Source organism: Vibrio sp. DW001 (assembly GCF_029016285.1).
Taxonomy (GTDB): domain Bacteria; phylum Pseudomonadota; class Gammaproteobacteria; order Enterobacterales; family Vibrionaceae; genus Vibrio.
This window is the reverse complement of the sequence record NZ_CP091976.1, coordinates 148,502-168,317: the sequence shown is the minus strand read 5'-3', so window position 1 is coordinate 168,317 and position 19,816 is coordinate 148,502. Positions and strand designations below refer to the sequence as shown.

Genomic DNA, 19,816 nt, shown 5'->3' with positions numbered 1-19,816 from the left:
CTAATACAACGAGATGGTTACTGGTTGCCCTTGATTTAGGCCTTTGTCATCGTTTTCGACGACAACTCTGACCCGGTATACAAGGCTTGTCCGCAGTTCAGGCGTTTCTACTGATTTAGGGGTAAATTCTGCTTTAGGCGATATAAAGCCAATTTTGCCATTGAATGATTTGTCTGAAGAATCGGTATGAATCGTAACAAGATCTCCGGGAGAGAGAGTTCCTAACATCGCTTCCTCTATGTAGGCACGGACATAGGTCGGATTTCTCAACGATAGTGATATTATGGGTTTCCCTGCACTTACCATAGTACCGGGTTCAAGGACGCGCATAAGGACAACTCCGTTATCAGGAGCATAGAGTTTTGTATCCCGTAGCGCGGTCTTTTGTATGGCTAATTCGGCCCTTGCAACGACAATTTCTTGTTCTGCAATGATCAATTTTTCGGTTTTAGTCCCTTCTTGTAGTAGAGACAAGTGTTGTTTCGCACTAGAGAGCGCCGCGAGTGTTTCATTATAGTGAGCCTGGGCATTATCTAAGTTACCTGCACTAGTGGAACCTGTTTTGATCAAATTCTTCTGTCGAGAGTATTGGTACTGTGCATTCTTCAGCGTTGCCGTAATTTGAACCACGTTTTGTCTCGCAGACTCTATCTCTTGAGTACGCGGACCGACGGTCAAATCAGCCAATTTCGCCTCCGCGACAGCCAGTTTTGCCTGACTCAAATCCACTAACTGTTGAAAAGGTACGGGATCAATCTCAGCCAATAAATCTCCTTTTTTTACCTTATCTCCATCTTCTACGTACATTTTCTCTATACGCCCTGATTGACGAAATGCAGGTTTCACTTCTCTGATGTCTACATTTCCATAAATCACATTATTCTCAGTTGAAGGTACTAAATAACGTTGGTACCCAAACCAACTGCCAGTCGCAATAATAATCAATAAAAGTGGGATCAGTTTATTTTTCATAGCTATGGTACTCGCAACCAGTGGGTGAAAACGTTATCTCGAACGTTACTCTCATTTTAGTTAACCTAAATTAAAAATGTACTTGATTTTGCTATGATTAATTCATCAAGTTCGTTGAAACGAATAATATTCGTGAGTTATTGCTGTTGTTTGTTTCAAACAACAAGCTTGTTAATTTGGTCAACGTATTGACCTTAAAAACAGTCCGTAAATAACTACGTCCTATATTCGCCACTATATTGTGTAATCTTAGTCTCGAACATTTTAAATTTGAGAGCCTCATAAGGAGACATGAGTCAAAAAAATGACGATTTGATGAGCAATTTTTATTAAATTGAATAAAAGTGTGATGTATTTCAATTTTTTCTGGATTTTTGTCCTAAACTGAGGCATTATCTCGCCCCCTTAGATATGTCCCTAGCGGCTTGATGCGTTTTTATATACTCTTTGCATCTGAATGGATTTAGTGCGGATGGTTCGTACGACCATAGAAGTATTGGAATTGGAAAAGCACGTGGGACCGATGATTTTTTTGATAAAGTAGGATCCTAATGCAAGATTCCAATATCCAATTCAGCGATTTAGAGCTGAACGACAACCTATTGTCTGCGCTTAACGAAATGGGTTTCGTTAATCCAACACCAATTCAAGCTGAGTCTATCCCTTTTCTTTTAGAAGGTCGTGATGCTTTAGGTAAAGCACAAACCGGTACAGGTAAAACTGCCGCGTTTTCACTTCCTGTTCTAAACAAGATTGACCTTAACCAATACAAACCACAAGCGATTGTTCTTGCTCCTACACGTGAGCTTGCTATTCAGGTTGCTGCAGAAATTAAAAGCCTTGGCCGTAATGTTAAAGGACTTAAAGTTCTTGAGATTTATGGTGGTGCTTCAATTGTTGATCAAATGCGTGCCCTTAAATCGGGAACTCATATTGTTGTAGGTACACCTGGGCGTGTACAAGATTTGATTAACCGCGATCGTTTACACTTAGGCGAAGTTAAAACATTCGTACTAGATGAAGCGGATGAAATGCTTAACATGGGTTTTGTCGACGACGTTACCGCTATCATGGAGCATGCACCAGAATCCGCTCAGCGCGTCCTGTTCTCTGCAACAATGCCTCCGATGCTTAAGAGAATCGTTGACCGCTTCTTGCGTGATCCAGCTCGTGTTGACGTAGCAGGTAGCAACCACACCGTTGATAAAGTAGAACAGAATTACTGGGTCGTGAAGGGCGTAGAAAAAGACGAAGCAATGACACGTCTTCTTGAAACCGAAGAAACAGACGCCTCACTTGTTTTTGTTCGTACTCGTCAAGACACTGAACGCCTAGCTTCTTATCTCGCTGATCGTGGCTTTAAAGTGGCTGCATTACACGGAGATATTCCACAGTCTCTTCGTGAACGTACTGTTGAGAACATTAAGAAGGGTATTATCGATATCCTAGTTGCAACGGATGTTGTTGCTCGTGGTCTTGATATACCTCGTATTACTCATGTATTCAACTACGACATTCCTTTTGATGTTGAGTCGTATATCCACCGTATAGGTCGTACTGGCCGTGCTGGACGTAAGGGTAAAGCAATTCTTCTAGTTCGTACTAATCAGATTCGTATGCTGCGTACTATTGAACGTGTAACAAAATCAAGTATGGAAGAGATTCAAGTTCCGTTACGTGATCAAGTTGCTGAGTCTCGCCTAACGAAATTAGGTGCTGAACTAGAGAGTGAGAAAGAAAACGCTTCTTTAGAGAATTTTGCAGAATTAGTTGCGAAACTACAAGCGTCGCTAGAAATTGACGCTACAACATTGGCAGCGATGCTACTTAAGCGTGCCCAAGGAAAAACACCTTTATTCTATAAAGGTCCAGATCCGATGACTTCAGCTATTGAACGTGACAAGCAACGTCGTAAAGATCGCCGTGAAGGTGGTGATCGTGATGGACGTGATGGTCGTGAAGGCGGTCGCAGTTTTGGTGGAGCAACGAAAGATTGGGATACATACCAATTACAAGTTGGCCGTGATCAAGGTGTGCAAGTTAAAGACATCGTTGGCGCACTCGCGAACGAGCTTGGTTTAACAAAAGGTTCTATTGGTGCAATTAAACTTGCTCAAGGTCATACTTTTGTTCAGCTACCAAAAGCGATGAACTCTGATACTACTGGTAAGTTACGTAAACTACGCATTCGCCAAACAGAAGTGGGTGCAGTGGTATGTGACTTTACAGACTTCCGCGAATCACGTGGTGGTCGCAGCGAAGGTGGCCGCAGTGAAGGTGCTCGTCGTGATGGCGGCGGTTATCGCGGTAACCGTGATGGTGCTCGTGGTAATAATCGTGGTGGTAAAGATGGTGAACGTCGTTTTGATCGTAACCGCAGTGCTGACAGTCGTGGAAGTTTCCGCGGTGAGAAATCGAACCGTGGCGCGACCACTACCGAAGCATAAAATAATTCAGTTAATGTAAATTAATTAACTAAAAAGCCGAGCTATTTTGTAGCTCGGCTTTTTATTATCTTTTTGTTAGAACAATAACTACACGTCTGAACCTGCTTCATCCAACTCTACAATTTGAGTTTCTTTCACCGCTTCAGATATCCACGTATTAAGATCGGGATCCGCTAGGACAAAGTCTAGATATGTCTGGGCTGAAGGTGAAAGCTTTACCTGATAGGTTTTGAAACGCATCACAACCGGTGCAAACATCATATCGACTATTGACCATTTGCCGAAAAGCCAGCCACCTGCGTCGCCGGAGTTATCTATTTGCTTTGCCCATATGTCATCGATACGTTTTATATCGATAAGTGCTTGTTCACTCAATTCAACAAAACGTGTCGCTCTTATGTTCATTGGCATTTCGTTGCGTACAGCGTTAAATCCAGAGTGCATCTCAGAGGCAATAGAGCGGGCATAGGCTTTATCTATCGGAGATTTGGGAAGTGCATGACCACCAAGATAGGTATCGTTGATATATTCGCAAATAGCTAATGAATCCCAAACGGTTACCTCACCATCAATAAGCACTGGTACCTTCGCGGCAGGATTATACTTAACAATTTTGTTATAGAATTCTTCTGTATCAAGCGGCAACAAAATTTCTTCAAAATTTAGCTTTGCTTTACTAGCCATTAACCATGCACGAAGCGACCAGCTAGAATAATTTTTATTTCCGATTACTAATTGCATCTGTTATCCACAAGTTTGAAATTGAGGATAGTAGCATTGACGTTTTACTTTGCTCCGTCAACATATATTTAACATCTCAACGTCTCTGATGTGAAACTATGTTAATAGGCTATTAATAAATAAGAGGTTGATCATTTTAATTTCGCAGCTCGTATAAATTTGTTTTTTGATCTGCATCAATAAAAATGACACCCTTGGAGGAACATCATCAATAAAAGTTGAAAGATTAAAAAATTATTGAATAATAGGGTAAGGAAAAGGCGCACTGCGGTGCAAAACAGTCAACATAGGAAACCTGTCTAATGGCAAATAAGTTTGTGCTTGTGATCAACTCTGGTAGTTCATCTTTAAAATTCGCCGTCATTGATACTATTTCAGGAGACGCAGTCTTGAGTGGTCTGGGCGAATGTTTTGGTTTAGAAGACTCACGAGTGAGTTGGAAATACCAAGGTGAAAAGAATGAAGTGGCAATCACAGACGAAGGTAATCATCATCAAGCGGCGATTACGATGCTGGTCGATTTGGTTAAAGAGCTAGGCCTTACAGAGAATATCGTTTCTGTCGGTCACCGTGTGGTACACGGAGGAGAAACCTTCACTCAATCAGTGCTTCTTAATGAACAAACAATAAAAGACATTGAAGCGATACAAGATCTCGCCCCATTACATAACCCTGCCAACTTACTTGGCATACGAGCCGCTCTAGAAGCCTTTCCTTCTCTGCCTCAAGTTGCCGTATTCGATACTGCGTTTCACCAAACAATGCCTCCTAAGGCATTCACAGGCGGTATAGCACGCGAATTATACGACATGTATTCGATTCGTCGCTACGGTTTCCACGGAACGAGCCATTTTTACGTGAGTAGAGAAGCGGCAAAAATGCTAAATAAACCGGTGGATGAAGCAAACTTCATTTCTGTACATTTAGGTAATGGCGCGTCGGTATGCGCAATCAAAAATGGTATGAGTGTAGATACTTCTATGGGATTTACGCCGCTTTCTGGTTTGATGATGGGAACACGAAGTGGTGACTTAGACCCCGGTGTAATCGAGTTTCTTCTGAAGAAAGGTTGGTCCCAAGCTCAGGTTTTCGACACGCTAAATAATAAATCAGGTTTCTTAGGGGTGTCAGGTTTAACGAGTGACGCTCGTGGTATTCTTGATGCGATGGAAAAAGGTCACGAAGGTGCCAAATTAGCATTTGAAATATTTACTTATCGAGTGGCTAAATACATTAGTTCTTATATGGTTTCTTTAGATACATTAGATGCCATCATTTTTACTGGTGGGATTGGTGAAAACTCATTACCTATTCGTAGTGAAATATTAAGTTATCTCAATCTGCTTGGTTTTAAAGAAGACAGGGCAGGGAATGAGGCTGCACGGTTTGGTGCGAGTGGCATCATTACACAGGGGGGAGGTCATGTCGCAATGGTTATCCCTACCAATGAAGAATTAGTTATTGCACAGGATGCTGTCGCTCTGCTTTAGGCAATACATAGATAAAAAAAAACGGCTTCTACATGAAGCCGTTTTTTTATGTGTGAAATTTGTGAGAGGCCATTGCCGTTTCATAAACTATTCAATACTAATGTTTAGATTTGGTGTTTGAATATTTACACTATATGAATATGGTTAAATATAACATTTTTGTTAAAAAGGACTTACATGTTCGAAAACTAGTCAGTTATACTGCGCTGAATTGTTGGAATAGCTTTGTTATCTGTTGGTTGAATGTATGGAATTTGTCACCGTCGGTGTTGGGTCAGTCTTCTTGGTCAGTATTATAATGCTGACTTATCAAATAGGAATTGCGAAAGCGATGATAGGGAACTTATCTCCCTTTTTTATTGCCAATGCACAAGGTGAGACTATTTATATTAACATGTCACTTCGTGATGATTCGTTACTTGGTCTTTCAACAGAAGATATCTCTGCGTTGCCACCACAATTTGTCTTATTCTTGAAAAATCAAACTGCCCAAAAATCTTTTTATTACAACCATGAAATAAGCCACTTGCAACGTAACTATACGTTTGTCGGCCAGAAAATATGGTATAGGGGTAAAAGGTGTTGGCAAATCGCGGTTATTTTAAACCTGGCAGATGAACGTACACGGGACTGTTCGTTTGGTAATAAAGCGTTACTCCATCATGTGATTCAGAGTGTTCCTGATGCTGTGGGGATGATGAATGAAAACCTGGTCTACGAAGCATGTAATTCTGCATTTGTTAAAGCTCTAGGAATAGATTCACCAGAGGATCTGGTGGGGAAAAAACTGGAAGAGGTTGCCTCAAAAGAAATTGCAGAGAAATTCGCTAGTTCAGATAGAAACGTACTAGAGACTGGCAGAGAGTTTCGTAACATAGATGAAGTCATTGATGACATGGGTCAAAAGCAGTGGATCGAAGCTCGTAAATTCGCCTACACCGATCAGTTTACCAATAATCGAGGTCTTTTCATTATTGCCAGGGATATTACTGAACGGGTACACGCGAAAGAAAAGTTGAATCAAGCCAAAAACGAATTTAGACGGTTAAGCTTAATAGACAGCCTTACTGGTATCGGAAATCGTCGGAATTTTGATGAGAGTCTAGAGGGCGTTTGGCAGCAACATATCGAACAACAATCACCTTTAACCATCATGTTCTGTGATATTGATGATTTTAAGAAGCTTAATGATATTTATGGTCACGGGGAAGGAGACAAAGCGCTTGTCGCGGTTGCTAGCGCATTAGAGAAATCGGTATCAGATACTGAGGGTGGGGTATATAGAATTGGCGGTGAAGAGTTTGCCTTTTTATTAATGGAGACAGAGCAAAACAGAGCCGATCTTGTTGCCAAGCGAATACATGATCAAATAGCCGCATTGAAATTACGTCATGAAGGGTCCTTAATCAAATCAACACTGACCATTAGTATTGGTGTCGTAACGATTATTCCCCAAACAACCGATTCGGTCGTGGATACCCTTGAAGACGTAGATAAAGCCCTCTACCAAGCTAAGTCTAATGGCAAAGATCAAACGATCTACGCGGCATAGCGACTCTTTTTCAACTATTTAGTAGCACAACGAAAACGACTTACCTTCCTTTTTACACGCCATTAAAGCCGAGCAAACATCACAATTTATATTATTAAATTATACAGTTGTCATTAATCAAGCTAATATTATTGTTGCATAACCTAAGTGGCTATTTATGGTTGTTTGATTGATTTAAGTGATTAAAGCAAGGCCGCAACTTGATAACGATATTGCGTTTATTACGCACAGCTAAGCTCGCGATTTATCTGCTATTACTTTCCCCATTTTATTTGGCTTATTCTGCTGAAGAAAAAACGATGCTCGCATCAGTATCAGTCCCTGAACACTCTCAAAAACTTATACTTGAATTTACACCCCTTGAATTAAATTATCTTTCAAAAAAGAAGGCATTAAGTGTTTGTATAGATCCAAATTGGATGCCATTTGAGATGAATAAGAACGGCACTCACATTGGTCTGACAGCGGACTATATGAGGTTATTTGAGGACACGTTAGGAATACCAATTATCCTTTCTTCAACCAAAACATGGAGTGAAACACTAACATTTGCAGAAAACCATCAATGCGACTTCATTTCTGCAGTGGCAAGATCGGAAGAGAAGAGTCAGTATCTCGATTTTTCGCAAGGTTATTTTAAGTCTTCGATTGTGATCGCTACAGACATGCACAAACCGTGGGTGTCAGATATATCTGAGTTGCACGATAAAAGACTCGCCATAGTAAAAGGCTACGCAATTGGTGATTTTTTGAAGGCTAAATACCCCAATCTAACCTTGGTTGAAGTCGACACCTTAGAAAAAGGGCTTGAAAGTGTCGAAAAAGGGGAGATCTATGGGTATGTTGGAACATTGGCGACAGTCGGGTACAACATTCAACAGAATTACTTTGGCAGCTTAAAAATCACTTCAAAGTTGGAAGGAAGTTGGGATCTCAATGTTGGAGTAAGAAAGGATGAGCCAATATTAACGCAGTTAATGGATAAAATGATTTCGGCCATACCTGCGAGTGTTGACCAAAAGATATTGAATAACTGGATCTCCGTTTCGATAGCCCATGAAGACCCAAATAAATTAACGCAATCGGAGAAAATATTTTTACAAAATCATCCAATTATCCGATTTCGAACTCGAACCAATCAGCCTCCATTTGAATTTGTTAGCAAAGGAATGGCAGAAGGTATTGCAGTAGATTATATAAGAGAAATAACAAAGATAGTTGGAATAACACCTCAGTTTGTTTTTGACGACTCACCAACGGACCTTGCTCATAAGGAAATGGCGAATGAAAGGTTGAAATACGATACCTTGCTGTACTCCGTTCAAACGGAAGAGAGGCGTAAGCAATTCAATTATGGAGAGCCCTTTCTTTCTTACCCTGTAATGGTTTTAGTGAATAAGTCAACATTGATTATCAATAATATTAATGACTTAAATGGTAAGATGATAGCGATGGAGCAAGGTCATATTTCGGCCGATTGGATACATGCAGACTATCCAGATATAAATGTTGTTGAGGTATCGAATACTGCACAGGCTCTGTATATGGTTGAAGACAATCGAGCAGAAGCGTATATCGGAAACCTTGCGGTCGCAAATTATATGATTGCATATGGTCTATTATCCAATGTAAAAGTGGGGATTCCGACCAAATACAAGGATATTGAATACCACTTTGTCGCGCCTAAAGAATGGCCAGAATTAACCTCTATTTTAAGTAAAGGTTTTCGTTCACTGACCCCAAGTCAACACAGTTTAATACAACAACGTTGGTACACGTCACAAGCCGTTGAGAAGCAAGATTATACTCTGGTTGCCCAAATTTTGTTTGCTTCTATGATCATGTTTATTTGGTTCTATTGGTCAAATAGTCGGCTTAGCGCGGCAAAATCTAAAGTCGATGAAGCGTTAAGTCAGTTGAAAGCAACACAGCAAGTACTCGAGATAAAGAATATCGAGTTAGAACGATTATCGGTTACCGATAAGCTCACAGGCATCTATAATAGGGTCAAGCTAGAGGCAGTCTTAAGCAATGAACTCGACCGTGCTATCCGCTACGGAGAAGGCTTTGCGGTCATCTTGGTTGATTTGGACCACTTCAAACATGTTAACGACACACTTGGTCATCAATCAGGAGATAGGGTACTCAAAGAAGTTGCTGACCTTTTTGAGGCCAGTAGGCGCAATGTCGATACCCTCGGGCGATGGGGAGGGGAAGAGTTTCTGATCATTTGTCCTCACAGCACATTAAGTGACGCAACAATATTTGCTGAACATCTACGTGAAAATATAGCAATGCACAATATTGTTGAGATTGGCAAAATTACCGCTAGCTTCGGTGTCACAGCATTTCGCCAAGGTGATAATACCATTGATCTACTTTCGCGCTCCGACGAAGCTTTATACGCATCTAAAGCGTCTGGTCGTAATAAAGTGACTTCTCACGCTTAAGTTCGTTTTGGCCTGCCTTATTTGAATGACATCCTACCCAATAAAAAACGACAATGTTTAATCATAAGTAGTATAAATAATTCAGTATGTTATTAAATGAAGGACGCTAGGATGGCAAATTTTAATTTTGATTATAGTGTAGATAGAAAAGGGTCAAACTCGGCAAAATGGGAGTATATGAAAAAAATCTCTCCTTATGCAAATGACAATACGTTACCGCTTTGGGTAGCAGATATGGACTTTGCGTGTGCGCCTGAAATAATTGAGGCAATGAAACAGCGTGTTGATGACCAAATATTTGGTTATAGCATGGTGGATTCAAGCTATTATGAAAGTGTACAAAACTGGTTCTTTAAGAGATTTGATTGGTATGTGAAAACCGATGATATTTACCTTACAAGTGGTGTAATTCCAGCGCTCGAATCGATTATTAGAGCTTATTCTAATGAGCAAGATGGTGTCATTATTCAACCGCCCGTTTATCATATGTTTGCGAAAGTTATAGAGCGAGAAGAAAGGAGAATTGTTAACAATCCCTTGATAGAAATTGACGGGGTTTATAGTATTGATTTTGATGATTTGGAACAAAAAGCAAAAAATCCTGACAACAAAATTATGTTTTTTTGCAGTCCACACAATCCGACGGGTAATGTCTGGAGTCAAACAGATTTGTTGAAGCTGGGTAATATTTGCTTAGATAATGATGTGTTGTTAGTGAGTGATGAAATTCATTTTGATTTAGTACGTATGGGCGTTAAACATTACCCAATCTCAACACTTTTTCCAAATAGCGATAAAATCATCACCTGCACAGCGCCAAGCAAAACGTTCAATCTTGCTGGATTACATATGTCTAATGTAATTATAGAGAGTAAGGAACTGAAAGATAGATGGGAGGCTAAAAATGGTTTTTCAATGCCTTCACCTTTAGGCATTGTTGCAGTAACTGCCGCTTATAACTTTGGTGAACCTTGGTTAGAAGAATTGAAAGCGTATATTGACGCAAACTACTCATTTGCAAAAGCCTTTGTCGAACAACACATACCCCAAGCTCAGTTTACCACCCCTCAAGGTACGTATTTTATCTGGTTAGATTTAAAAGAGTACAACCTAAGTTCAAAACAACTTGATTCTTTGATGATCAAAAAAGCAAATGTATTGCTAGAGGGAGGAACGATGTTTGGTACTGAAGGCGAAGGCTATCAGCGTATAAATATTGCCTGTACACGTCAAACTCTAAAAGAGGCGTTGACTAGAATCAGTAAGGCGCTCAATGAGTAGGTGAGTACTGTACTACGACCATGAGTGATTTCTGCTGTCAACAATTAGAACAATCGCTAATGATTGCTGGAATATATACAAAAAAATATTGACTAATCCACCATCATTTAATTACAGAATGACTCATTTTTCCGTAATTAAAAAACATATCAATATCATTAACATTAAATTAACTTGACATCATTGGAGAATGCTATTTTCATTAGTGATCCAAGTCACTAAATAGGGGGCAGAATAGTAGGGACATTCAGTATGTGTGATTCTTGTCACATATAATTTTGTATTCACATTTAAATAAATGTGACATAAGCCCGCACTTTTAGGTTGACATTAATAATATTAGCAATATGTTGTAAAATTACAGTTCATTTATGTGACTCGCATCTCCAGAATGTTCTCTTTTTGATCTATTAATGTGATCTAATATGCAAAAATCCCGTTCAAGATCCTAATGTTAGTTTATGTGGTAAATTTATTGTGTCGAAACAATAGTCGGTTTTAGCGAACCGAAACACAAACTTATTAGAACATCGAACGGGGAACTCTTATGTTATCACCAGAAGCTAAGGTCAAGGTACAAAATTTTGGCCGTTTTCTCTCCAACATGGTAATGCCCAACATTGGTGCATTTATCGCGTGGGGTTTTATTACTGCTCTATTTATTCCAACAGGTTGGATTCCAAACGAGACTTTGTCTTCAATGGTTGGTCCAATGATTACTTATTTGCTACCTCTACTAATCGGTTATACCGGTGGTAAAATGGTCGCGGGTGAACGTGGTGCTGTCGTTGGTGCTGTAACGACAATGGGTGTTATCGTTGGTACTGACATTCCAATGTTCATGGGGGCAATGATTGTTGGTCCGCTAGGTGCGTTCGCAATTAAGAAATTTGATGAAGCGGTTCACGGTAAAGTGAAAAGTGGATTTGAGATGTTAGTTAATAACTTCTCTGCCGGCATCATTGGTATGATTTGTGCCATTATTGCTTATGTCGTTATTGGTCCTGCTGTTAAAGCGTTATCTACAGGCATGGCTTCAGGTGTAAACGTACTGGTTGAAACAGGTATACTACCTCTTACATCAATTTTTGTTGAACCAGCGAAAATCCTGTTCCTAAACAATGCGATTAACCACGGTATCTTCTCTCCACTAGGTATCCAACAAGCAGAAGAAGCGGGTCGTTCTATCTTCTTCCTAATCGAAGCGAACCCTGGTCCAGGTCTTGGTCTTCTATTGGCTTACATGGCCTTTGGTAAAGGTGCAGCTAAACAGTCTGCGGCTGGTGCTTCTATTATCCACTTCTTAGGTGGTATTCACGAAATTTACTTCCCATACGTATTGATGAATCCTCGCCTAATCCTTGCTGTCATTGCTGGTGGCGCGACGGGTGTATTCGTAAACGTATTGTTCGATTCTGGTCTTGTATCTCCAGCCTCGCCTGGTTCAATCTTCGCTGTATTGTTAATGACACCAAAAGCTGCGTTTGTAGGCGTGATTCTTTCAGTCATCTCTTCGGCTGGTGTTTCTTTCTTCGTCGCATCTTTATTGATGAAAACTCAAAAGCAATCAGATGGTGACGAGTCATTAGAAGACGCAACAAATCAAATGAAAGACATGAAGTCCTCTTCAAAAGGGGCAGAGGGTGTTGCTGTCAATATGGCTGCGGTAACTAAAATCATCGTTGCATGTGATGCAGGTATGGGCTCAAGTGCAATGGGTGCTAGCCTTCTTCGCAAGAAAGTCGATGCAGCAAACCTTGACATTGAAGTAACAAACCTTGCAATTAACAACTTGCCACAAGATGCGGATATTGTTGTTACACACAAAGATTTGACTGATAGAGCGCGTAACCATGCGGGTTCTGCTAAGCATATCTCACTGTCTAACTTCTTAGATAATGCATTATATGACAATTTGGTTGCTGAGCTAGTAACGGCTCAAGAGGGCGCTGTAAAAAAGCCTGATGCACCAGTGAACACAGACTCTAGTGAAGATGGAACACTAAAGTTATCAACTGAGAACATCTTTTTAGGAATGGAAGCATCAACCAAAGAAGAAGTAATCAAGTTTGCTGGTGAACAACTTGTAAAATTAGGATATGTAGCACCTGAATATGTTGCTGGCATGTTAGCTCGTGAAGAATTGGTATCGACATATTTAGGCGAATCAATTTCTGTTCCACACGGTACGATTGAAGCGAAAAAGTATGTCCTAAAAACGGGCATCGTATTCTGTCAATTTCCTCAGGGTATCCAATGGGGTGAAGATGAAGACGATGTTGCAATAATGGTCATTGGTATTGCGGCTCAAGGTGACGAACATATTCAAGTTATCACGGCCATAACAAATTCACTTGATGATGAAGAAGCGATTGAATGCTTGAAGTCGACATCTAATCCGGATGATGTACTTCGAATCTTAAACGGCAAGTAATCCTTTGTAATCATAGCTCCTAAGCAAAGTGAAGGAGGTCGGCCTAGCCCCCTAAGGCCGACCTCAATTTTGATTTTAATAGATTTAATATTTTTTGGAATGCATATTATGAAAGCACTACATTTTGGCGCAGGTAATATAGGTCGTGGTTTTATTGGTAAGTTATTAGCTGATGCGGGTGTCGAAGTTACATTTGCAGATGTAAATGAAGAGGTCGTTAACGGACTAATTGCTAGAAATGAATACCCTGTTAAGGTTGTAGGCGCTGACTGTAAGATAGAAATGGTCAAAGGTGTTACCGCACTTAACTCGACTAGTGCTGAGATTGTAGACGCTATTGTAGCGTCTGATTTAGTCACGACTGCCGTTGGGCCAACGGTTTTGAAAATCATTGCTGGTACCCTAGCGCAAGCGATAGAGAAACGCATTGAAATTGGCATAACAGCGCCCCTTAATATTATTGCCTGCGAGAATATGGTTCGTGGTACCTCTCAACTTAAAGAAGCGGTATTCGAAAAGCTTGATGATGAACTGAAACCGCAGGTTGAGGCGTTAGTTGGATTTGTGGATTCAGCGGTTGATAGAATCGTTCCACCAGCGGCAGAAGGTGAAACTGACCCATTGGCGGTGACGGTAGAGACGTTCAGTGAATGGATCGTTGACGAGACACAGTTCAAAGGTGAGATTCCTAACATTCCAGGAATGGAGTGCACAGATAACCTGATGGCATTTGTTGAACGTAAATTGTTCACGCTTAATACTGGACATTGTGTAACAGCATACCTAGGTTGTCTTGCTGGTTTGAATACCATTCGTGAGGCTATCGAAAATCCAGTTATTCGTGCAGAAGTTAAGCAAGCGATGGTTGAGAGTGGTGAAGTTCTTATTCGTCGTTATAAGTTTGACTCTGATGTTCATGCCGCCTATATCGAAAAAATATTAGGTCGTTTCGCTAATCCGTACCTGATTGATGAAGTGGATAGAGTAGGTCGCCAACCAATTCGTAAGCTTGGAGCAGGTGATAGGTTGATCAAACCTCTTCTTGGTACCATTGAATATGGTATAGAGAACAAAACTTTGCTCAAAGGGGTTGCAGCCGCGCTTAAATACACTAATAATTCAGACCCCCAAGCTGAAGAGTTGCAAAAATCGCTAAGTGAAGAGGGTGTTAAGGCAACTCTTGCTAAATATACAGGTCTCGATATTGAAGGTGGTGAAATAGCCCAAATCGAAACTATGTATGCTCAGCTTTAAGTAATATTGCTAAGAAGAGCGGCGCTCTTCTTAGCATGCTCACGTAGTTAAGATAAAATATGCCAGACAAAGTAGATGAAACAGAAGTAATTGAAAAACTTAACAGCACCACCTCAGTAAGAGCTTTTATTGTTGTTGCTGTAAGTATATTCAATGAGGCCGTGGAAGGGCTTATGCATCGTATCTTCCAAAAAGATAACTTTGCAGTGCAATCCGTTGTTGGTCCACTCCTTCATGATACCGGTCCTTTGGGTGATGTTAGTGTCAGGCTTAAACTGCTTTTTGGTTTGGGTGTTATTCCTGATGCGGTTTATCATGACATTGAAGATATCATTAAACTTCAACACAAACTCAACGCCGATCTTTCCGACCACGAATTCACCACGCCAGCAATACTTGAGGCTATTCAAAAATTGAGACTTATCCAGAAGATGGGAACAGTACAATTTGCGGTGTTAGAGCCAGAGGTCGGTGGTGATCTCGAATTTTACCAATTACAACAACTAAGGCAGCAACAAGTTATAAAGTCGAGCCTAGCGCTGGCTGTTGTAGATATATGCCACGAACTAAATAAAGATAGCCCTTTCTAAGTGAATGTCAGCCGGAATAGAAAGCTGATCGTTCAAAATCGATATCTAATCGAACTATATGGTTCGATTTCGTCATTTCAAACTAAAGTTCTATATTATTTCAATTGACATGTATAAATATACAGTACTATTATCAATGCACGGTATTTGATGTATGAGTATTCTGCTCTGAAGAAAAGAAGGTCTGTGTATGAAACATATAGAAATACAGTATTATAAAACCCCTTGCGGCGAACTTCTTTTGGGTAGCTATGATAACCAACTTTGCATCTGTGATTGGCGTTATCGAAACATGCGGAATGCAATAGATAATCGCATAACGGGTAGGCTACAAGCTCAATATGTTGAGAAAGATAACGAAGTATTGTCGGAAACGAGAAACCAATTGTCCGAATATTTCTGTTCTAGAAGGCGGGATTTTGAGCTACCACTTTTATTTGTGGGTACTGAATTTCAAAAACAAGTCTGGCGTCAACTTGTATTGGTTCCGTTTGGAGATACATCGACGTATTTGAATCTTGCGAAAGCGATAGGTAATAAAGATGCTGTTCGAGCGGTCGCTAACGCAAATGGAGCGAATGCACTGTCAATCATTGTACCGTGTCATAGGATAATAGGCAGTAATGGACAGCTTGTTGGTTACGCTGGTGGATTAGAGGCCAAACGAAAACTTATCATGTTAGAACAAGATATGTTTGCACCTCAATAGAGCCCTAATGGTTAGTAATTAGAGCTCCCAATTCTTATGTTTTAGTTCAAGTAGCGCAGCATACAATGGTTTTCCGCCCATGGCTTGAGCGACAAATGTCGCGCCGAAACACGTGACCATGATGGGTAGAATTAATTGATAGTTGTTAGAAATCTCAACAACGAGCACGACTCCGGTTAACGGTGTTCGCAAACTAGCGGCAATAAGCGCCCCCATTCCTGCCACTGCGTAGGTACCTGCATCCGTAGAAAAATTGGGCACAAAATCATGTATTAAGACGCCATAAGTTAAACCAAAGAATGTGCCTAGAGTCAGAATAGGTGCAAAAATACCACCAGGCGCACCAGAACCAAAACAGGCAATGGTACCAAACATTCTTAGTGCGAAAAATAAAGCCATTATCATCCAAGGTTGCGGCGTAGAAAACAACTCTGTGATTGCCGGTAAGCTGCCTCCAGATAGGATAGGGTAGGTAACGTGTACTAGCGAAAATACCGCGCCAAATATTGCACCAGTAATGACTAGGCGGTAAATATTCGAGCCATGATAGTTTTTAAACCAACTGGTGGCCTTAAGTATCCATTGATTGAAATAAACACCGACAATACCAAACAGCATACCAAGAGCGGCGAATGTAGGTAAAGATCCTAATGGTGGCGCAGCAAAATTCGGTATTAACAGTATCGCGTTTTGACCATTGAGATATTCCATGACGATGGTTGCGGCAATGACAGACAAGGTTACGCATTTAATTGATATTACGTTGTAGCTAAACTGTCTTCGCATTTCTTCGTTAACAAACAGGATTGCCGTCAATGGTGTATTGAACGCTGCTGCGAGACCAGCGGCTGAGCCTGCGGCAATTAAGATATGTTGCGCGTGTTCAAATTTGTGAGCTTTACTCGCAACCATTCTACCAACTGCCCCACCAAGTTGGATTGATGGTCCTCCCCGACCCAAGATCATGCCAGATCCTATCGTCAATGTGGCGGCAATAAACTTAATCGGTAATACACGCTTCCAACGAATATCGTGTTCACCAACTAAAGCGCCTTCTATGTGTGGAATACCACTGCCTTCGGCTTCAGGTGCAAAACGATATGTTAACCAGAAACCTAGAGCAGCCATGGCTGCACCACTAATCACAATGACTGAAGCTTGAAAGACAAATTGATCAGGGACTTGATTATCGATAAAGGAGATCCGAAGCTCAAGAATCCAGTTGATGAAGATATTAAAATAGGAGACAAGAATACCGGCAAGTGTTCCAACGATTCCCGATAGCAGAACAACAATAAAATAGTCACTTTGACTCGAAAAAAAATTGGGAATGAGTGTTGGCCGTGAAAGTCTTGCCATAATAAAAATGTCATCCCTGTCGTTAGCTGTTGAAAAATAAAATGGAATTGGCGGTAAAGCGCGCAATAGTAACATATCTCTCAAGCGAATTAGCCTACTTCACGTCTCAATAAATGTGAACTAACATCTCGGTTTTGCGGTTTAAAGCTCTAAATTCTTGCTTTTTTACTGAAACCTACCACACTTAATGTGTAAGACAAGAGCAACCCAATAACATGGAGGCAATTGAAGTCTTACTTACAATTAGAGTGGAACAATAGAACATTATTTAATCCTCGTAATCAATTGGAATACTTAACTTAGTATCTCCATTACGCATACTCACGAGTGAGTCACGAGGTGTTAAAGGCGTACGAAAGCTTGTACGCCTTTTTGCATTTTATAATTTTATCATTTCCCCTATACTCCGTTATCTTACTATAGGAGTAGTCCATGTCTCAGCGCGTTCCAACAAATATAATCACAGGTTTTTTAGGCACAGGAAAAACAACCTCCATTCTTAATCTGCTTAAACAGAAGCCGAACAATGAAACTTGGGCAGTACTAGTGAATGAATTTGGTGAAATTGGAATCGATGGTGCGATCCTCAGTGACAGTGGCGCACTTATTAAAGAAGTCCCTGGAGGCTGTATGTGCTGCACGGCGGGTGTCCCTATGTCAGTCGGCATTAATGCATTGTTGAGACTGAAACCTGACAGATTGCTCATTGAACCAACAGGCTTAGGTCATCCTAAGCAGGTTGTAGCGACATTAACGTCGACGCAGTATCAAAACTATGTCGACCTAAAAGCGACAATCGCACTCGTCGACCCACGTTACTTTTCTGACGAACGTTACACGAGTAACCAAAATTTCAATGATCAACTTGCTAGTGCCGATATCATCATTGGCAACAAGGCCGAAAAATGTTCTGAAATCGATATTGCCGCGTTTGAAACTTGGATTGCACAGCAAGAACCGAAAAAAAAGAAGTTTACATTGACGTCTCAAGGTGAGTTTAGTCTCTCATTTTTAGAGATTGAGCGAAGTGAAGGCACCATTTCAGCGCATATCGAACCACATCACCATGAACACGCGAGTATGGAACCGCAATTTGATATACCACCGGGTGAAAAATTCATTCGTAAAGAAAATAAAGGGCAGGGCTATCACAGTTGCGGTTGGCTTTTTGGGGCGGAAATAACGTTCGACTTTGATGACATGTTTTCGATGCTCACTGCATTGACTGCTGAGAGAGTTAAGGGGGTCGTTAATACTGACAAAGGCTGCTTTGCCTATAATGTATCAAATGGTGTGGTGTCCGTGAATGAGCTAACACTGAGTGGTTTTGAAACTCGCATAGAAGTGATAGACAACGCATTGCTGCCTTGGGATGACTTGGAAAAAGTATTGATCGATCTTTCTGATATATAAGAATAGATAAAGGGGAATGTGGGAACAATAGGGTTTGAACGCTTTGATTTCGTGTTGCTATTCGGCCTTCAAACCCATTTTCTTATCGCTTATTTCGCAAGTAGCGTTTACGGCGTTCTTCTTTTTTCTTTATTTGTGCTTCTTGTTTTCTTGCCGTCTCAATTTCAACATCAATGAGTTCTTGTGTGATCATTTCTGGTAACTCTAATGTCACTTGTCCTAGCGTTCCGTTGCGAAGCTCATGTAATAGAATCTCAGATGCTTTATGGAGGTCTACTCGGCCTCCTGCACGTAAGCAACCGCGTTTTGCACCAATCGCTTCCATTAGCTCGATATCACTATCAGACAGCTCGTCCAATTGATAACGCTCTTTCAAAAGTTCTGGGTATTGTTTTGCAAGGTATTCGACGGTGTAAAAGGCGACTTCTATGTATTCCATCGCCGTATCTTTAACGGCGCCAGTTGCTGCCAAGCGGAAGCCACTGTGTGGGTTTTCTACTTTAGGCCATAAAATACCTGGGGTATCTGATAGAACAATACCATTTTGAAGATTGATGCGTTGTTGTCGACGAGTAACCGCGGGTTGGTTACCTGTTTGAGCAATAGCACGGCCTGCAAGTGTATTGATAATAGTGGATTTGCCAACGTTCGGTATGCCCATAATCATGGTGCGAATATTTTTGCCCATATCTTCGCGATGAGGTGCGAGTTTACGGCACAACTCCATAATCTTATGAACTTCTTGAGGATTCGACGTGGTTATGGCCATAGCCTTAACGCCTTGCTCTTTTTCGAAATGCTCTATCCAACGTTGAGTCAGTTCCGGATCAGACAAGTCCCGTTTATTGAGAACCTTAACGCAAGGTTTATCACCACGTAATGTAGATATCATTGGATTCTCACTACTAAATGGTATGCGCGCATCTAATACTTCTATGATGACATCTATCTGAGGAATAACTTCTTCAATTTCCTTACGAGCTTTGTGCATATGGCCCGGGTACCATTGAATTATGTTGTTAACCATTTATTAGCCTTTAAAATTTTTGTCTACTGAGGAGCATACTCTGCCTGTCTCAAACGAATTGTGGCGATTCTAACATTATCTATTCAATAACGGAAAA

At 40.8% G+C, this 19,816-nt stretch carries 14 protein-coding genes; 10 read left to right on the top strand and 4 right to left on the bottom strand.

Going from position 1 to position 19,816, the window contains the following annotated elements; translation table 11 throughout:
* Entirely contained in the window at positions 1 to 972 is a 972-nt protein-coding gene (locus tag L3V77_RS18120; protein ID WP_275137657.1) for an efflux RND transporter periplasmic adaptor subunit, read from the bottom strand.
* 551 nt (positions 973 to 1,523) lie between these two features.
* On the opposite strand from L3V77_RS18120, the gene L3V77_RS18115 reads away from it, so the two are divergent.
* Positions 1,524 to 3,419: a DEAD/DEAH box helicase gene (locus L3V77_RS18115; RefSeq protein ID WP_275137656.1), complete on the top strand. Its 1,896-nt coding sequence runs from the start codon at positions 1,524 to 1,526 to the stop codon at positions 3,417 to 3,419.
* Between the two features lie 87 nt (positions 3,420 to 3,506).
* On the opposite strand, the gene L3V77_RS18110 is transcribed toward L3V77_RS18115, so the two are convergent.
* Positions 3,507 to 4,160 carry a glutathione S-transferase family protein gene (locus tag L3V77_RS18110; protein ID WP_275137655.1) on the bottom strand — a complete coding sequence of 218 codons (654 nt, stop codon included), beginning with the start codon at positions 4,158 to 4,160 and terminating at the stop codon, positions 3,507 to 3,509.
* 302 nt (positions 4,161 to 4,462) lie between these two features.
* Here L3V77_RS18110 and L3V77_RS18105 point away from each other — a divergent pair, with 302 nt between their 5' ends.
* From L3V77_RS18105 to L3V77_RS18070, 8 genes are all read left to right on the top strand, one after another.
* Complete coding sequence (locus tag L3V77_RS18105; RefSeq protein ID WP_275137654.1) at positions 4,463 to 5,650, top strand: acetate/propionate family kinase; 1,188 nt, start codon at positions 4,463 to 4,465, stop codon at positions 5,648 to 5,650.
* Positions 5,651 to 5,897: 247 nt separating this feature from the next.
* Positions 5,898 to 7,202 (top strand): diguanylate cyclase, encoded by a 1,305-nt coding sequence (locus L3V77_RS18100; RefSeq protein ID WP_275137653.1) that lies wholly within the window; start codon positions 5,898 to 5,900, stop codon positions 7,200 to 7,202.
* Between the two features lie 200 nt (positions 7,203 to 7,402).
* Positions 7,403 to 9,652 (top strand): transporter substrate-binding domain-containing protein, encoded by a 2,250-nt coding sequence (locus tag L3V77_RS18095; RefSeq protein WP_275137652.1) that lies wholly within the window; start codon positions 7,403 to 7,405, stop codon positions 9,650 to 9,652.
* Positions 9,653 to 9,763: 111 nt separating this feature from the next.
* Positions 9,764 to 10,933 (top strand): MalY/PatB family protein, encoded by a 1,170-nt coding sequence (locus tag L3V77_RS18090; RefSeq protein ID WP_275137651.1) that lies wholly within the window; start codon positions 9,764 to 9,766, stop codon positions 10,931 to 10,933.
* A gap of 547 nt (positions 10,934 to 11,480) precedes the next feature.
* A complete protein-coding gene (locus L3V77_RS18085) occupies positions 11,481 to 13,367 on the top strand; it encodes a PTS mannitol transporter subunit IICBA (protein ID WP_275137650.1) in 1,887 nt (628 codons plus the stop codon).
* Between the two features lie 105 nt (positions 13,368 to 13,472).
* Positions 13,473 to 14,621 carry a mannitol-1-phosphate 5-dehydrogenase gene (locus L3V77_RS18080; protein WP_275138255.1) on the top strand — a complete coding sequence of 383 codons (1,149 nt, stop codon included), beginning with the start codon at positions 13,473 to 13,475 and terminating at the stop codon, positions 14,619 to 14,621.
* A 59-nt stretch (positions 14,622 to 14,680) separates the two neighbouring features.
* Positions 14,681 to 15,211, top strand: coding sequence for an MltR family transcriptional regulator (locus L3V77_RS18075; RefSeq protein ID WP_275137649.1), 531 nt, complete (start codon positions 14,681 to 14,683; stop codon positions 15,209 to 15,211).
* Positions 15,212 to 15,401: 190 nt separating this feature from the next.
* Positions 15,402 to 15,920 carry a methylated-DNA--[protein]-cysteine S-methyltransferase gene (locus tag L3V77_RS18070; protein ID WP_275137648.1) on the top strand — a complete coding sequence of 173 codons (519 nt, stop codon included), beginning with the start codon at positions 15,402 to 15,404 and terminating at the stop codon, positions 15,918 to 15,920.
* A gap of 18 nt (positions 15,921 to 15,938) precedes the next feature.
* Here L3V77_RS18070 and clcA read toward each other — a convergent pair whose 3' ends face one another.
* Positions 15,939 to 17,279, bottom strand: coding sequence for a H(+)/Cl(-) exchange transporter ClcA (gene clcA, locus L3V77_RS18065; RefSeq protein ID WP_275137647.1), 1,341 nt, complete (start codon positions 17,277 to 17,279; stop codon positions 15,939 to 15,941).
* 432 nt (positions 17,280 to 17,711) lie between these two features.
* Between clcA and L3V77_RS18060 the strand changes: the two genes are divergently transcribed.
* Positions 17,712 to 18,692: a GTP-binding protein gene (locus tag L3V77_RS18060; RefSeq protein ID WP_275137646.1), complete on the top strand. Its 981-nt coding sequence runs from the start codon at positions 17,712 to 17,714 to the stop codon at positions 18,690 to 18,692.
* Positions 18,693 to 18,774: 82 nt separating this feature from the next.
* On the opposite strand, the gene ylqF is transcribed toward L3V77_RS18060, so the two are convergent.
* A complete protein-coding gene (ylqF, locus tag L3V77_RS18055) occupies positions 18,775 to 19,719 on the bottom strand; it encodes a ribosome biogenesis GTPase YlqF (RefSeq protein ID WP_275137645.1) in 945 nt (314 codons plus the stop codon).
* Between the last annotated feature and the right edge of the window lie 97 nt (positions 19,720 to 19,816).

Excerpts from the sequence above, each read along its gene's own strand:
- ylqF (WP_275137645.1), bottom strand. The coding sequence starts at position 19,719 with ATGGTTAACAACATAATTCAATGGTACCCGGGCCATATGCACAAAGCT.
- clcA (WP_275137647.1), bottom strand. The coding sequence starts at position 17,279 with ATGGCAAGACTTTCACGGCCAACACTCATTCCCAATTTTTTTTCGAGT.
- L3V77_RS18120 (WP_275137657.1), bottom strand. The coding sequence starts at position 972 with ATGAAAAATAAACTGATCCCACTTTTATTGATTATTATTGCGACTGGC.
- L3V77_RS18105 (WP_275137654.1), top strand. The coding sequence starts at position 4,463 with ATGGCAAATAAGTTTGTGCTTGTGATCAACTCTGGTAGTTCATCTTTA.
- L3V77_RS18075 (WP_275137649.1), top strand. The coding sequence starts at position 14,681 with ATGCCAGACAAAGTAGATGAAACAGAAGTAATTGAAAAACTTAACAGC.
- L3V77_RS18060 (WP_275137646.1), top strand. The coding sequence starts at position 17,712 with ATGTCTCAGCGCGTTCCAACAAATATAATCACAGGTTTTTTAGGCACA.
- L3V77_RS18090 (WP_275137651.1), top strand. The coding sequence starts at position 9,764 with ATGGCAAATTTTAATTTTGATTATAGTGTAGATAGAAAAGGGTCAAAC.
- L3V77_RS18100 (WP_275137653.1), top strand. The coding sequence starts at position 5,898 with ATGGAATTTGTCACCGTCGGTGTTGGGTCAGTCTTCTTGGTCAGTATT.
- L3V77_RS18115 (WP_275137656.1), top strand. The coding sequence starts at position 1,524 with ATGCAAGATTCCAATATCCAATTCAGCGATTTAGAGCTGAACGACAAC.
- L3V77_RS18085 (WP_275137650.1), top strand. The coding sequence starts at position 11,481 with ATGTTATCACCAGAAGCTAAGGTCAAGGTACAAAATTTTGGCCGTTTT.
- L3V77_RS18110 (WP_275137655.1), bottom strand. The coding sequence starts at position 4,160 with ATGCAATTAGTAATCGGAAATAAAAATTATTCTAGCTGGTCGCTTCGT.
- L3V77_RS18070 (WP_275137648.1), top strand. The coding sequence starts at position 15,402 with ATGAAACATATAGAAATACAGTATTATAAAACCCCTTGCGGCGAACTT.